The sequence below is a fragment of the Lacibacter sediminis genome (genome assembly GCF_014168535.1).
GTDB lineage: Bacteria > Bacteroidota > Bacteroidia > Chitinophagales > Chitinophagaceae > Lacibacter > Lacibacter sediminis.
Genome location: NZ_CP060007.1, coordinates 970,894 through 984,578, shown reverse-complemented (window position 1 = coordinate 984,578; position 13,685 = coordinate 970,894). Strand labels below are relative to the sequence as shown.

The 13,685-nt window shown below is 39.3% G+C and carries 16 protein-coding genes; 10 read left to right on the top strand and 6 right to left on the bottom strand.

Annotated elements, in window-relative coordinates; translation table 11 throughout:
• Window positions 1–55 precede the first annotated feature (55 nt).
• A complete protein-coding gene (locus H4075_RS04370; protein ID WP_182804509.1) occupies window positions 56–697 on the top strand; it encodes a response regulator in 642 nt (213 codons plus the stop codon).
• Here H4075_RS04370 and H4075_RS04365 read toward each other — a convergent pair.
• The gene (locus tag H4075_RS04365) at window positions 694–1,212 is read right to left on the bottom strand and encodes an outer membrane beta-barrel protein (protein WP_182804507.1); all 519 of its coding nucleotides are present in this window, start codon (window positions 1,210–1,212) and stop codon (window positions 694–696) included. The two genes, H4075_RS04370 and H4075_RS04365, sit on opposite strands and share 4 nt — an antisense overlap.
• A 178-nt stretch (window positions 1,213–1,390) precedes the next feature.
• Here H4075_RS04365 and H4075_RS04360 point away from each other — a divergent pair, with 178 nt between their 5' ends.
• Genes H4075_RS04360 through H4075_RS04350 form a run of 3 tightly spaced genes read left to right on the top strand, consistent with a single transcriptional unit; the run spans window position 1,391 to window position 2,850 of the window.
• A complete protein-coding gene (locus tag H4075_RS04360) occupies window positions 1,391–1,795 on the top strand; it encodes an RrF2 family transcriptional regulator (protein ID WP_182804506.1) in 405 nt (134 codons plus the stop codon).
• Window positions 1,795–2,067: an acylphosphatase gene (locus H4075_RS04355; RefSeq protein ID WP_182804504.1), complete on the top strand. Its 273-nt coding sequence runs from the start codon at window positions 1,795–1,797 to the stop codon at window positions 2,065–2,067. Before H4075_RS04360 ends, H4075_RS04355 begins: the two co-directional genes overlap by 1 nt.
• Window positions 2,068–2,109: 42 nt before the next feature.
• On the top strand, window positions 2,110–2,850 hold the full coding sequence (locus H4075_RS04350; RefSeq protein WP_220494848.1) for a DUF2625 domain-containing protein: 741 nt from the start codon (window positions 2,110–2,112) through the stop codon (window positions 2,848–2,850).
• 87 nt (window positions 2,851–2,937) lie between these two features.
• On the opposite strand, the gene H4075_RS04345 is transcribed toward H4075_RS04350, so the two are convergent.
• A complete protein-coding gene (locus tag H4075_RS04345) occupies window positions 2,938–3,396 on the bottom strand; it encodes a hypothetical protein (protein ID WP_182804502.1) in 459 nt (152 codons plus the stop codon).
• A 261-nt stretch (window positions 3,397–3,657) separates the two neighbouring features.
• Between H4075_RS04345 and H4075_RS04340 the strand changes: the two genes are divergently transcribed.
• From H4075_RS04340 to H4075_RS04325, 4 genes are all read left to right on the top strand, one after another.
• Window positions 3,658–4,431: a hypothetical protein gene (locus tag H4075_RS04340; protein ID WP_182804500.1), complete on the top strand. Its 774-nt coding sequence runs from the start codon at window positions 3,658–3,660 to the stop codon at window positions 4,429–4,431.
• Between the two features lie 139 nt (window positions 4,432–4,570).
• On the top strand, window positions 4,571–5,494 hold the full coding sequence (locus H4075_RS04335) for a metallophosphoesterase family protein (RefSeq protein ID WP_182804498.1): 924 nt from the start codon (window positions 4,571–4,573) through the stop codon (window positions 5,492–5,494).
• 17 nt (window positions 5,495–5,511) lie between these two features.
• The gene (locus tag H4075_RS04330; protein WP_182804496.1) at window positions 5,512–5,994 is read left to right on the top strand and encodes a YdeI/OmpD-associated family protein; all 483 of its coding nucleotides are present in this window, start codon (window positions 5,512–5,514) and stop codon (window positions 5,992–5,994) included.
• 71 nt (window positions 5,995–6,065) lie between these two features.
• A complete protein-coding gene (locus tag H4075_RS04325) occupies window positions 6,066–7,445 on the top strand; it encodes a serine hydrolase domain-containing protein (protein ID WP_182804494.1) in 1,380 nt (459 codons plus the stop codon).
• Window positions 7,446–7,485: 40 nt separating this feature from the next.
• On the opposite strand, the gene H4075_RS04320 is transcribed toward H4075_RS04325, so the two are convergent.
• Entirely contained in the window at window positions 7,486–8,208 is a 723-nt protein-coding gene (locus tag H4075_RS04320; RefSeq protein ID WP_182804492.1) for a TMEM175 family protein, read from the bottom strand.
• 226 nt (window positions 8,209–8,434) lie between these two features.
• On the opposite strand from H4075_RS04320, the gene H4075_RS04315 reads away from it, so the two are divergent.
• A complete protein-coding gene (locus tag H4075_RS04315; protein ID WP_327059399.1) occupies window positions 8,435–9,208 on the top strand; it encodes an AraC family transcriptional regulator in 774 nt (257 codons plus the stop codon).
• A 22-nt stretch (window positions 9,209–9,230) separates the two neighbouring features.
• Window positions 9,231–9,881, top strand: coding sequence for a hypothetical protein (locus H4075_RS04310; protein ID WP_182804488.1), 651 nt, complete (start codon window positions 9,231–9,233; stop codon window positions 9,879–9,881).
• A 68-nt stretch (window positions 9,882–9,949) separates the two neighbouring features.
• Here the strand turns inward: H4075_RS04310 and H4075_RS04305 are convergent, their stop codons facing one another.
• The 3 genes from H4075_RS04305 to H4075_RS04295 all read right to left on the bottom strand — a co-directional run bounded on the left by H4075_RS04305 (window position 9,950) and on the right by H4075_RS04295 (window position 13,604).
• Window positions 9,950–11,182 (bottom strand): isocitrate dehydrogenase (NADP(+)), encoded by a 1,233-nt coding sequence (locus H4075_RS04305; RefSeq protein ID WP_182804486.1) that lies wholly within the window; start codon window positions 11,180–11,182, stop codon window positions 9,950–9,952.
• A gap of 130 nt (window positions 11,183–11,312) precedes the next feature.
• Window positions 11,313–12,548, bottom strand: coding sequence for a peroxiredoxin family protein (locus H4075_RS04300; protein WP_182804485.1), 1,236 nt, complete (start codon window positions 12,546–12,548; stop codon window positions 11,313–11,315).
• Between the two features lie 117 nt (window positions 12,549–12,665).
• Window positions 12,666–13,604 (bottom strand): NAD-dependent epimerase/dehydratase family protein, encoded by a 939-nt coding sequence (locus tag H4075_RS04295; protein WP_182804483.1) that lies wholly within the window; start codon window positions 13,602–13,604, stop codon window positions 12,666–12,668.
• Window positions 13,605–13,685 lie beyond the last annotated feature (81 nt).

Below are 13,685 nucleotides of genomic sequence, written 5' to 3'. Positions count from 1 at the left end.
TATCATACAATTTGAGCGACATTTTTTTAATATCTTCGGTTCAACCCACCATTGTATGCCCTTACCTCATTACAAAATTGCGATTGTTGACGATCACCAGATCGTTATCGACGGGTTGCATTCCCTGCTAAAAGGCTATAACCAATTTGAGATCGTTATTGAATCGAATCATCCTGAAACCATTTTGCCTTTATTAAAAAAACAGCAGATTGATATTCTGCTTACAGATGTAATGATGCCGGTATTAACAGGTGTTGAACTGGCGAAGCAGGTGAAAAAAGAATTCCCTGCTATCAGGATCATTGCATTATCCATGAACGGCGAAGGCAGTTTGGTAAACCAGATGATCGAAGAAAGTGATATCAGCGGTTACCTGTTGAAAAACATTGGTCAAACAGAATTTATAAATGCCCTGAATAAAATTGCAGAAGGCGGTATCTATTTTAGTGATGAGGTATTGCAGGAAATGCTAAAGGCAAGTGAACGAAAACAAGTGAGCGACGAGAACAAACTCACCAACCGTGAAATTGAAATTGTACGGCTTATTGAAAAGGAATACAGCAATAAAAAAATTGCGGAAGAGTTATTCCTGAGCGAACGTACAGTTGAAACACACAGGAAAAACATCTTCCGCAAAACGAAAACCAATTCGGTGATCGGGTTAATTAAATATGCTTACGAGCACAAAATCATTTAACGTATAGCAATACCAAGCTTCAGTAACACTGCATTTGATGAACCTGGAGCGTTCACTCTTTTAATTGCATCGTAATGAACGCTGGCATTAAAGATCGAAAAATTTAACCCGGCGCCAACATCATACGCAAAGCGGCTTTCCCTTGCCTCTATTGTTTCATCACGTACTAACCCTATTCCTGCATTACCCGTAAGAAAGAAATTATTTACGGGGTAAAAGCGAACACCTGCTTTTAATGGTATCATCGTAATCTTGCCATAGTAAACACCATCATAACTGCTCGGGTCGGGTGCATACGATTGAAAACCGATAGTACCTGTGATAAAAGCTTTCTGTCCCAATCCAAAACCGCCAAACCCCTCAATACCAAATACACTTTTGTAATTGTTTCGGAAATCGCCAAGCGGTGCGCCAACAATAACGTTACCACCAAAAATGGTATTGGCTTTTTGTGCATACGAAGCACTTGTGAACCCAATAACTGCTATAATAATGGATAAAATTTTGCTCTTCATAACATCTGTTTACAGCTACATTTTCCAATATTGTACCAAAAGCAAAATCACCCCGGGCATTCCCATTTATTTAACAAATTCACGGCGCTGTCAGCGCTCATTTTCGTTTCCAATAAAAATATTCTACTTTGCAAGTGGAGAATTGAACTTTTCCCACTGAAATTTTAATTTCTTACAAATGCTGTCGAAAAAAACCCAATATGCATTCCAGGCGCTGAGCTATATGGCACAGCAAAAAAATAACGAGCCGCTTCTGATAGCGGATATTGCCAAAAAGAAAAAGATACCCTTGAAGTTTTTGGAGAATATTCTTTTACTGATGCGGAAAGATGGTATTCTTGAAAGCAAGAAAGGAAAAGGTGGTGGCTATTATTTCAAACTGAAACCATCGCAGATCACACTGGCAAGAGTGATCCGTTTGTTGGATGGACCGATTGCTCCCCTCTCCTGCGTTAGCCTCCACTTTTACGAACGCTGTAAAAACTGCGACGAAAAACATTGCGGACTTCACGATATGATGATAAAAGTGCGTGATGCAAATCTTAAGATCCTCGAGAGCAAAACCGTAGCCGATATTACCTGATGCAAAAAACTGTCGCCATAACCGTTAGAGGAAAAGTGCAGGGCGTTTGGTTTCGCAGGTACACACTTGAGAAAGCACAACAACTGTTACTTACCGGCACTGTACGCAATACCCCTGATGGTGATGTGGCAGTCGTTGCCACCGGCACCGAAGATCAGTTAGCCGATTTTATTGAATGGTGCTGGATGGGCTCACCAAAGAGTAAGGTTACTTCTGTTACGGTTGAAGATAAAGAGTTGCAGAAGTTTGAGGGATTTGAGGTGGTGAGGTGAAAAATTTTTTTCTTCATTAAACTATTATATTCCCAAGAAAACATGAGATTCTTCTTTTTAATATTCATTTTGTCTCTTTCAATATTAACTGGTAATGGTCAAAATAAAATGAAAAATGTTGATGAATTAATCAATAAAACAGAGCCAGGCTGGACTTTGGTTTCAGAGTGGATTAGCTCAGCAAAAAATAAAGTTGAAATACTCACTTGTGATTCAGCAAAAGCAAAGGACGCATTATACAAGACGCAAATAACCACTCGCTCTCCTATGGGAGCAATCATATATTCTACTGGCGGCTTATTAATAGATAATGGCTGGATACGTATTCTCGGCTCAGGCAATTCCAAGTTAGACCGAACACTTCCCGACTGGAATAAAGGAAAAACTTTTAATGAATATGGGGAAGCCCCATCATTTCTGTTAATTGCCGATGATGCTGTTGGTGGTTTTTTTGCAATTAATGGTGGTGAATTGGGGAAAGATCTGGGGAAGGTTTACTATTTGTCGCCAGATAATTTAAACTGGAAACCATTGGAACTAACATATACCGAATTTCTTCTTTTCTGTTTTAATCATGATTTAAATAAATATTACGAAGGGCTTAGATGGAAGAATTGGCAGGAAGATGTTTCAACACTTGACGGAAATAAAGTTTATAATTTTTATCCATTTTTATGGACCAAAGAAGGAAAAAATATTGACAAAAACTCTCGCAAACAAATTCCAGTTGAAGAACAATACAGCTTTAATATAGACATGATAAAGCAGCTTGAAAATAATTAGTTGCAAGCATTAGAGGAAGAATATCCTTTTTCCTCCTCACTTTTGTTTATCGCCTTCCCAACAATAAATCCGTAAGTATTTTCTTCCTCACTGCTTACTGAAACAATAACGGTAGTTATAACTCGGGCTTTCAATAAAGGCAAATAACCTGCGACCGGAAGAGCGGAAATCGAAATGAGCGAAATACCAATCGATCACACGGTTACTGTTGAAGTCGTACAGTTTAATGATCAGCACCTGTCTGCTATCGGTTTGCCAGTTGCCATCACTATCATAATAACCGGGGCCGTTTTGTGTACGCATCTGCCAGTTGCCTTGCATGGTGTCGGTTGCATCGGTATAAGAAGCTGTGCCGTTCTCATTGAACCGGAACACTCCGGATTCGTAACCCGAATTGATGTTTTCATTACCAAAAGCCCGTCGCTTTTCTACTTCGGTTAAACGCCACGAACCTTCAATACGGTTTTCGGGCAACCATTTTTTACAGGAGCTGAGTGTAAGAAAGAGAAGAGCGATAAAAGAAAATGAGTAAAGTTTTGATTGCATAGATATAGTTTCCTGAAAAGCCGCAAATACAGTACCCGTATACGTTAGAGAATATATAAAAATGAGGGTGTTCGTTCACTACATTTTCTATTCGATAATTAATTCTTGCAAAAATAAAAGCCGGAGTTCCGGATAGGTAAAAAAAGTCCGTTTTTAAAATTCAAGCTCGGGATTATTTGCAAAACATTTCAAGCCATCAGTAATTATTGCTATTGCGCTCCTGCCCGAATATGCGTAGGTTCATATTCGAAAATAATCGACATGAAACACTTCCTTTTTTTACTATTCTTCCTTCATCTGATACTTACAACAGCAGCTCAATACGACAGAACGATATTTCTGGGAGAAGATATGATGCGTTCATTTCGCTCAGATATTATTAAATTAAGATTTTGGGATTCTGCTGTTTCATTTTTATTTGACACTCGGCTAACTGTTTTGTATGATACGGTCATAACAACATCCGAGAAATACAACAGATTGGGACTCATCCTGCCATCAAAGAGTACGGAGAAAACCACCTATGAAAGCAGGTTGAAAATTGACAATGATATTGATTCTTGTATTGTTAACTATAAGCATGATGTGAATGTTGTAAGACACGGAAAGTCGTTACTTTTTGGAATAATCAATTTATTCTCAAAGCCAGAGGAACGTTCACCGCAGGAAGAACCCTACTATGCAAATGAACTCAACAAAGCATGGGGCACAATAAATTACGGAAGCAAGACATCGCCATTTCTTTTGATCAATAAAAACAAGTTGGATTTGAAAAATAAAGGTTGGCTTATTTTGAACAATGACAGCTTAACGATAAAACCTATTAACACTTATAAAAATCGTAAGGGGAAAATTAAAAAGTCATTACCTGGTGGAATGTTCAGCTGGGTATTGAAAAAAGGCGATACAATTGTTGCAGCAATCGACGGGTATATTGGAAACAATATAGCTTACATCAGCAGAGACTTAAGTGAGGAGGATCGCATAATTATCACAGCATTCATATTTGTATTTTGTCGCACAAACCCTGTGTAATTACAGAGCGCTGGTGATGCAGTAATAACTCATATAGGCCTAAGAGCAAACTTATTCTCTACGCCCTTGTTGTTCTTCTGCAAATGAAAGCGGCTGCACATCAAATCTTTTTTGTACTTTTTGCTGAATAAAATCAAGTATGAAAAGAAGTGATTTCTTACAGACTTCAGCCGCACTTGTCGGAAGCAGTTTATTGCCTTTCAACAGCTCAGCAGAAAACAAGAAAACAGGTAAGATACGTTTTGCTTATCTCACCGATATTCATGTAAAGCCCGATGCTGTTGCCGAAGCCGGTATGGCAAAAGCATTTCAGCATGTGCAATCATTAAAATCAAAAGTTGATTTTATTATCAATGGCGGCGATTCCATTATGGATTCTCTGGATGCGGATAAACAAAAAACAAAAACACAATGGGATCTGTTTCATTCCATTCTGAAAAAAGAAAACAGTCTGCCGGTTTATCATTGTATCGGCAACCACGATGTGTGGGGTTGGTTCATTAAAAACGACCGGCCCGAAGCAGATAAATTATATGGTAAACAATGGGCAGTGGAAACACTGGCTTTACCGAAACGTTATTACAGTTTTACAAAAGGTAAATGGCACTTTATTGTACTCGACAGCACACAACTCAATCCTGCAGGCGGTTATATCGCCTACATCGATCCGGAACAACTGGATTGGCTGCAACAGGAGTTAAGTAATTCAAAAGATAAATTCATTTGTATTGTTTCGCACATACCTATTCTCTCGATCTGTGCAGGTTTGTTTTTTAATAAAACTGAAGTCAATGGTGATCTGAAGATTCAACGAAACCTGATGCACACCGATTTTTTTGCATTGAAAAAATTATTTCTTGGTAATCCCAATATTAAAGTTTGCCTGAGTGGTCACATTCATTTGCAGGATGAAGTGGATTATCTTGCTGTGAAATATTTTTGCAACGGAGCAGTATCAGGCAACTGGTGGAAAGGTGCCTTCCAGGAATTTGAACCGGCTTATGCAGTATTTGATTTTTATGATGACGGAACCTTTACCAGAAAAATGATGAAACTCTCCTAAATCAATTCTTGCTGCCAATGCCAACATTTAAAGCAGTCATCGAAATCATCGGCATCAACCCGTTTGTATTTGTTCCCGAAAACATACTTGCAGCAGTTTTACAGAAAGCAGGGAAAGCGAAAGGACCAATACCAATAAAAGGTGTGATCAATAAAACCCCTTACCGGCAAACATTGGTGAAATATGCAGGGCATTGGCGTTTATACATCAATACGATCATGCTGAAAGATTCGCCTAAGCGGGTTGGCGAAGCTGTTACTATCAGTATTGCATTTGATCCTGCAGACAGAAAACTGAAAATGCATCCGCAGCTTGAGAAAGCATTGGCAAAGAACAAAATTGCAAAAGATAATTTCCAAAAATTACCTGCCTCCCGTCAACAGGAAATTATCCGTTATATCTCTAATTTAAAAACAGCAGAAAGTGTAGAAAGGAATATAGCAAAAGCCATCAACTTCCTGAGTGGTACCGGAAGTTTTGTGGGCAGGCAATCGCTTTAACGTTTAACAAGCAGGTTACGCAGACAGTAATCATTTATTCTTTGCTAACTTTAATAACAACACTAAAATCAATGCGAACACGCAAGATCATCATAAGATCGTTTTCTATTTTGTTACTGTTGGTTATTGCTGCAGCTGTTTGGTATGCAACGAAAGCATTCCCCATCATCAGCGGTTACTTTGCAAAGAATCTAGCATCGGGCATTTATTTACAAAACCGCACTGCTGATGATGTTGTAAAAGAAGACCTGGCAGAGTTCCCGTTTTCATTATGCAATTATTCAGTTAACGACAGCGATCGATCAGTATCTGTTTCTGTTTGGGGCTTTGCAAAAAAGAAAGCCATCTATAGGGATGGTATCGGCTGCACACTTATCAATGATCTGAGCGAAGAAGAAATCAGAAAACAAGTGTTTAACAGAGCAATGATCAAACGAATGAACCCTGACAGCATTGCCTGGCCCAATGGTGATAAACTTACAGATACAATACCGGCTGAATTAAATCAGCAGTTGTTAAAGCAGGCTGTTACGAATGTGATGCAATCAAACTTCAAAGGAAAGCCATCGCAAACGAGAGCTGTTGTTGTTTTATACAATGGTCAACTTGTTGCAGAACAGTATGCCACTGGCTTTGATAAAAACACCGTGATGACGGGTTGGTCGGTTGCAAAAAGTTTAACCTCTGCTATGATCGGCATTTTAGTAAAAGAAGGAAAGCTGGCGATTGATGCACCTGCTCCTGTTCCCGAATGGAAGAATACTGCAAAAGAAAAAATTACGTTGCACATGTTGTTACAGCAAACAACAGGTGTGTCATTTGAAGAAGATTATACAAGACCGAGTGAAGTAACCAACATGCTGTTCAGGAATGGCGATATGGCTGCTTTTACTGCCAAGCTTCCGTTGAAACATGAACCAGGTACTGCATTTAATTATTCAAGTGGCAATACAAATATTCTCAGTCGCATCATACGCCACACTGTTGGCGAAGAAGCATATGCTGATTTTCCGTACCGTTCACTCTTTCATCAACTGAATATGTATTCAATGCTGCTGGAGCCTGATGCCTCGGGCACTTATGTTGGTTCTTCTTACAGCTATGCAACGGCACGTGACTTTGCAAGGTTCGGTTTATTGTATTACAACAACGGCATGTGGAACGGAGAACAATTATTACCTGCTGATTGGGTACAGCAATCAATACAACCATCAGCGGCTGATAAACAAAAACATTATGGTTATCAGTTTTGGTTAAATGGTTTTAGTAAAGAAGATACAGGTAAGCGTTGGTATCCCGATGTTCCTGCTGATATGTTTTTTGCAGATGGTTATGGCGGACAGGATATCTACATCATTCCGTCAAAGAAACTGGTTGTAGTAAGGTTGGGCTTACGTGTGATCGATGAAAATAAATTTTTGAAGGAAATCATAGCCTCTGTTCAAAATTGAGATTTCAACTGCCACCCGTCTGAGTGTTGTTCGTTTACAGTTATTTTAATTGAGCTATTCTCTTCACAGTACGTTTGAATAGATAATGATGCAATAACAACCACAGCGGAATTAACAGGAAACAGAAACCGCTCCACACAGGAAGATCCATCCATGCAAACAAGATGCTTAACAATCCAATTCCCATCTGTACCATTGCATCCTGCTTTTGCGATTGCACATATTTTGTTTCATAGATACTCAATTTTAGTTTACTTCTGTTAAGGTATGCATGCCTGTACAATAAATAAAAAATAAACCAGATGACTGCATAACCAATGCTGAAGAACAGGATCAGCTGCGGAAACTCTTCTTCTGTTAACACTGTTTTGCCCAGGACTGTCACTTCATGGAAATAATCAAAGCCTGTTAACCACGATAATAATATTGAAAACAAAAATTTAAGTGGAAACGCATAAAACAGAACGAGCACCAGTAAAAAAAGATTTAAGAAGATGACTTTCCCGTCATTCAAACCATAATTGCGGAAATATTCATTTTGCAAATACCAGAAAAAGAAAACAAGACTTACCGTTGCTGCAAAAGGGAGAAAATGATGAACAGAAGTCTGAAGCTCTTCAAATGTTTTCGGCACTTCAAGTGACATAATAAGCAGGGAAACAGAAAATGCAAACACCGCATCACTCAATGCTTCAATGCGGTAAAGTTCTGTACCACGGCTTGTTTTACTTTCATGCTGTTGAAAGATCTTTTTGCGCAGCATCGTTCGATTTTGGGAGCCAAAATAAAACCAATGATTACCTGCATCAATGATTGCGGTTGGTGAACCGGTTGACGATGGGCATCCCGGAGACAAATAAAAAACTCAGCGGTCAGGTAAACATCAAGGCGTTGTTATCATCCACTTCGCTTGCATCACTTCAGGAAAAGCAGTATATTAATATAAATTTCACAAGAGCTCAGCTAAAACAGGAACCTCAGTATTTAGAATGATCTTCAATTCTTACACTCCTGCCCCTTCGTTACAACCATACATTGAAATGTACTGGCAGCTGTCGGGCTTTATACAACAAAAAGAATCTGTTACATTAATGCCTGATGGCGGTATTAACCTGTTAATCAATATTGGTGAAGAAATTACATCCACTCAATTTAACAAAACAATTGACCATGACACGATTTACATGGTAGGCCCTATGCTGCAAACAGATGTACAATTACTAACAGGGAAAATTTTATTATTCGGAATAAAATTCAGGCCGGGTGCATTTACATACTTCCATACATATGATTCATTAAACGAGGTTAGCAACCAATTCCATGAATTTACACGGAAAAAATTTCCTGATATTAAGAGAAAGAAGACGCCCCCAGTTACATATCTTGACCAGTTTTACCTTGACAGATTTTCAGCATCCAAAAACCCACTTTTACCAATTGTATCAGATATTATTCAAAGCCACGGAAGGTTGAAAATTGAAGAGATCACAAAAAAACATTTTATTACTGAGCGCAGTTTAGAAAGGCAGTTTAAACAACATATCGGCATAACACCGAAAGAATTTATTGATATTGAACGGTTCAATTTTGCATTCGCAACATTTCAACGCCGAACCGGAAGCAGCCTTCTTGATATTGTATGGGAATGTGGCTACTACGATCACGCTCATCTTACAAACGATTTCAAGCGTTATACAGGCAAACCCCCAAGTGATTTTATTTTGTCGGATTTATCCAAAAACAGCACTGGCAACTTACAGTAAATTGGCGCTAAAGTAATTCGTTATGCGCAAGTATTTCGTAGCTATCTGCTGGCTGGTGATTGCACTTTTGTTCATCAGCTTCTTGGGATTCAGAAAAACATATTTCAACCTGTTTCCTGCATTTACAGGAACATCATGGGTCATCCATTTTCATGTTGCATCGATCTTGTCATGGTTGGCATTATTGTTTACACAGGCATTTCTTGCAAAAAGTGGCCGGCTTGAATTGCATCAAAAAATTGGCAAGCTGTCTTATATTCTTGTTCCAGTTATTTTAACAGGTTTTATTCTTGTAACAAATCATGGCCAGCTCAAACATAAAGAGCCAGGGCTTGTTGCTGCTACTTTTTTTGATGGATCATTATTTGTACTGTTTTATCTGCTTGCAATCCTGAATCGAAAAAATGTAAATTATCATGCACCATACATGATGCTGTCTGCGGTTCCGTTTATTAATCCCGGGCTTGGCCGGTTTATTTCACCTGAAGTGAGTTTGCCCATTGAATTTTTGCTGATCTTAACGCTTCTTCTTACTGCCTATTTCAAAAAGAAAACTTTCCGACCATATTTGGTAGCACTGGGAAGTTTTATCGGGCTGTTGCTGATAGTGGTATACGTCTCGCTTATTAATCCAAAAATCATTGAACTGATTTGGACAGCTATATGGGGGTAACAGGAATAAATCTAAAAAAATCCCTCAGCAAATGCTGAGGGATTTCTATTTCAAACTTGCTTCGTTAATTATCCAAGCTTTGCTTTCAGGTTTGCATCAATTGCATCCAGGAATTCTTCTGTGTACAAATAATGCTCGCCATGATTTACTTTATTGCCATGCACACATACAGCAAGATCTTTTGTCATCTTACCGCTTTCTACTGTTTCAATACAAACAGCTTCGAGTGCATTAGCGAAATCGATCAGTGGTTGATTACCATCTAGCTTACCACGAAAAGCCAAACCACGTGTCCATGCAAAGATTGATGCAATTGGATTTGTTGATGTTGGACGACCTTTCTGATGCTCACGGTAGTGACGTGTTACAGTACCATGCGCAGCTTCTGCTTCCATTGTTTTACCATCAGGTGTAACCAATACGGAAGTCATTAAACCAAGTGAACCGAAACCTTGTGCAACAGTATCGCTTTGCACATCACCATCATAGTTCTTACAAGCCCAAACAAAATTGCCGTTCCATTTTAATGCACTCGCCACCATATCATCGATCAAACGATGTTCGTACACGATACCTGCTTCAACAAACTGTGCTTTGAATTCATTCTGGTAGATCTCTTCAAAAATATCTTTGAAACGTCCATCATATTTTTTGAGGATCGTATTTTTTGTAGAAAGATATAACGGCCATTTTTTGCTCAATGCCATATTGAAACAGCTGCGTGCAAAACCCATGATACTTTCATCAGTATTGTACATACTCATTGCAACACCATCGCCTTTGAAATTATACACTTCAAAAGTTTGTGGTTCGCCACCACCTTCAGGAGTAAAGGTCATGGTTAACTTTCCTTTGCCTTTGATCACAGTATCAGTTGCACGGTATTGATCGCCAAATGCATGACGGCCAACAATGATTGGTGCAGTCCAGTTTGTAACCAAACGTGGAATGTTATTGATCACGATCGGCTCACGAAAAACAGTACCATCCAAAATGTTGCGGATGGTTCCGTTCGGACTCTTCCACATTTGTTTGAGTTTGAACTCTTCAACACGTTGCTCATCGGGAGTAATGGTTGCACACTTAATACCTACACCATATTGTTTAATTGCATTGGCTGCATCAATTGTTACCTGGTCGTTTGTCTCATCTCTGTATTCAACACCAAGATCATAGTATTTAATATCCAGTTCGAGATAAGGAAGAATCAATTTCTCTTTAATGAATTTCCAGATGATCCTTGTCATCTCATCGCCATCCAGTTCAACAACCGGGTTGGTTACTTTAATTTTCGCTGCCATCAGTTTAGTCTTTAAATGTTAAGTAATTCAAACAATATGATTGTTCACAGCAACCTCTACATGCGGTGGTTGATGCCCCTGTTTTTTCAGGGGTCACAAAGATAGTTGTGTAGCTCGAAAAAATAACCAGTTATTCTGCCAGTAAGGAACGGATCGTGCGGTAGAACTCGGCTTTATACTCCTTATAGAACTCTCCTGTGCCCGGGCCATAGAATCCCTGGTGTATTTTGGCAACGTTCCCGTTCTTTGACAGGAAGATGGTTGTTGGAAACGAACGAATAGGAGTTAGCTGCGGTAAAGTTTTTTCTGTTCGTTGTTCATCGCTTGTTGTTGTGGGAGTAATCAGTACAGGGTATTTAATACCAAAGCGGTTAATAAATTTCTGAATGCTTGCTTTTGAACGATTGAAATCAGTACTGTACTCATACGCTAATGCCACTACTTCCACACCTTTGCTTTTGTACTCTTTGTAAAAGCTGCTGAGGAATTGACTTTCATCCATGCAGTTGGGACACCAGCTGCCCATGATCTGTATCACCACTACTTTGTTTTTAAAACGTGCATCGTTGATCGACACATTTTTTCCATTCACATCTTTGAAGGTGAAATTCAATTTGCTTTCGCCCGGTTTTAATTGTGTCACTTGGGTAGTATCGGGCAATGCTGCTTTTTCATTTTTTGTTGCATGCCATTTTTCAGCAGGAACAGCACTGCTGTAATACATGCCGTTCTTTATTTCGTTGCCACTGATGGTTGCAGTAAATAAATAGGCATGGCTCCCATCGAAACAACTCAACAGTAAACTATCGCCATTCACAGCGCCTTCTAAAAAACGATAATCACCGCTCGGTGTTAAAAATGTTCCGGTTAATGACGAACCTTTTTGTTGAAACTCTGCAATAGCAGGACGATCAGTTCCATTTGGTCGTGTAAAAGCTACCTGCCATCGACCCGTACTGTTTTCTGTTGCCGCTCTGGTTACAGCAAATCGTTCTTTGTTTCCATACACAAACTCTACAGGAAACTCCAGTAATTTTAGACTGCCTGCTTTAAACCATTTGCCAACCAGCTTTCCATCGTTCTGTATTTGCAACCGAAAGAATGATTCGAAAAACGGCATTTCAATATTTACAGAATCGCCTTTTATTTTGATATCATCCACCAATAAACGCTCTTCTGCATTGCGGATATACATTACCTGTTTTCCATTCTTCAATTGCACTTCTGCATTGAAAATAATTTCTGCACCATCTTCACGAGTGATAGCAGCACGGTACCAACCTGTGCGGAGTTTGTTCGCTGATTGTGTGAATGCTGTTGTACTGAAAAGAAAAATAACAACTATTAAAAATAAACTTTGCTTCATGTGAAAACCCGATCTCTTTATCATGCTAGTTACTAAAAACGAAGCTGCAAGTTAAGGCTTGCAGCTTTCTCATATGGTCATGGCTCTGACAGGTTCCCTGCAGAACTGTGAAGGTTCTTATAAATTTTCAAACATATCCTTCGTCATCTCGGGTAATTCAAATTCATGTTTCCAACCCCAATCTCTTCTTGCAACACTGTCGTCAATACTTTGTGGCCAGCTATTAGCGATCTGCTGACGATAATCCGGCTTGTACGTCATTTCAAAACCAGAACGATGCTTCGCCACTTCTGCTGCAATTTCCTTTGGTGAAAAACTCATCGATGAAATATTATACGAATGACGGATGGAAATTTTATCAGCCGGTGCTTCCATCAACTCAATCGTTGCACGGATGGCATCGGGCATATACATCATGGGCAGATAAGTATCTTCCTGCAAAAAACATTCGTATTTATTTTCTTCCAATGCTTCATGGAAAATCTCCACTGCATAATCAGTTGTACCGCCACCGGGAGCAGATTTATAAGAGATCAAACCCGGATAACGCAGACTTCTTACATCCACACCATAGCGTTGAAAATAATAGTTGCACCAAAACTCACCGGCATATTTGCTGATGCCATACACCGTTGTTGGTTCAATAATGGTTTGCTGCGGACAATTTTGTTTGGGTGAGGTTGGACCGAATACCGCAATGGAGCTTGGCCAGTAAACCTTGTGCAGTTTTTCTTCACGGGCAATATCCAACACATTCAGCAAACCCTGCATATTCAAATGCCAGGCGAGGTTGGGATTTTTTTCACCTGTTGCAGAAAGAATAGCCGCCAGTAAATAAATCTGTGTGATGTTCTGGCGGATGACCTGTACATGCAGCATTTCTTTGTTCATCACATCAAGGCTTACGTAAGGGCCTGTGCCCTCCAGCAGTGGATTTTGCTCCCGCAGATCGGAAGCGATCACATTTGCATTACCATACATTTTACGCAGTGCCAATGTTAACTCCACACCTATCTGACCGGAAGCGCCAATCACTAGTATTTTTTCTTTTACCATAGTAAGATTCTATTGAGCGCCAAAATTAGGTGGAAAAACAACGAGACGAACATTCATTCGTTTGCGCATAAAATTGCTAAA

Excerpts from the sequence above, each read along its gene's own strand:
- H4075_RS04370 (WP_182804509.1), top strand. The coding sequence starts at position 56 with ATGCCCTTACCTCATTACAAAATTGCGATTGTTGACGATCACCAGATC.
- H4075_RS04365 (WP_182804507.1), bottom strand. The coding sequence starts at position 1,212 with ATGAAGAGCAAAATTTTATCCATTATTATAGCAGTTATTGGGTTCACA.
- H4075_RS04360 (WP_182804506.1), top strand. The coding sequence starts at position 1,391 with ATGCTGTCGAAAAAAACCCAATATGCATTCCAGGCGCTGAGCTATATG.
- H4075_RS04355 (WP_182804504.1), top strand. The coding sequence starts at position 1,795 with ATGCAAAAAACTGTCGCCATAACCGTTAGAGGAAAAGTGCAGGGCGTT.
- H4075_RS04350 (WP_220494848.1), top strand. The coding sequence starts at position 2,110 with ATGAGATTCTTCTTTTTAATATTCATTTTGTCTCTTTCAATATTAACT.
- H4075_RS04345 (WP_182804502.1), bottom strand. The coding sequence starts at position 3,396 with ATGCAATCAAAACTTTACTCATTTTCTTTTATCGCTCTTCTCTTTCTT.
- H4075_RS04340 (WP_182804500.1), top strand. The coding sequence starts at position 3,658 with ATGAAACACTTCCTTTTTTTACTATTCTTCCTTCATCTGATACTTACA.
- H4075_RS04335 (WP_182804498.1), top strand. The coding sequence starts at position 4,571 with ATGAAAAGAAGTGATTTCTTACAGACTTCAGCCGCACTTGTCGGAAGC.
- H4075_RS04330 (WP_182804496.1), top strand. The coding sequence starts at position 5,512 with ATGCCAACATTTAAAGCAGTCATCGAAATCATCGGCATCAACCCGTTT.
- H4075_RS04325 (WP_182804494.1), top strand. The coding sequence starts at position 6,066 with ATGCGAACACGCAAGATCATCATAAGATCGTTTTCTATTTTGTTACTG.
- H4075_RS04320 (WP_182804492.1), bottom strand. The coding sequence starts at position 8,208 with ATGCTGCGCAAAAAGATCTTTCAACAGCATGAAAGTAAAACAAGCCGT.
- H4075_RS04315 (WP_327059399.1), top strand. The coding sequence starts at position 8,435 with ATGATCTTCAATTCTTACACTCCTGCCCCTTCGTTACAACCATACATT.
- H4075_RS04310 (WP_182804488.1), top strand. The coding sequence starts at position 9,231 with ATGCGCAAGTATTTCGTAGCTATCTGCTGGCTGGTGATTGCACTTTTG.
- H4075_RS04305 (WP_182804486.1), bottom strand. The coding sequence starts at position 11,182 with ATGGCAGCGAAAATTAAAGTAACCAACCCGGTTGTTGAACTGGATGGC.
- H4075_RS04300 (WP_182804485.1), bottom strand. The coding sequence starts at position 12,548 with ATGAAGCAAAGTTTATTTTTAATAGTTGTTATTTTTCTTTTCAGTACA.
- H4075_RS04295 (WP_182804483.1), bottom strand. The coding sequence starts at position 13,604 with ATGGTAAAAGAAAAAATACTAGTGATTGGCGCTTCCGGTCAGATAGGT.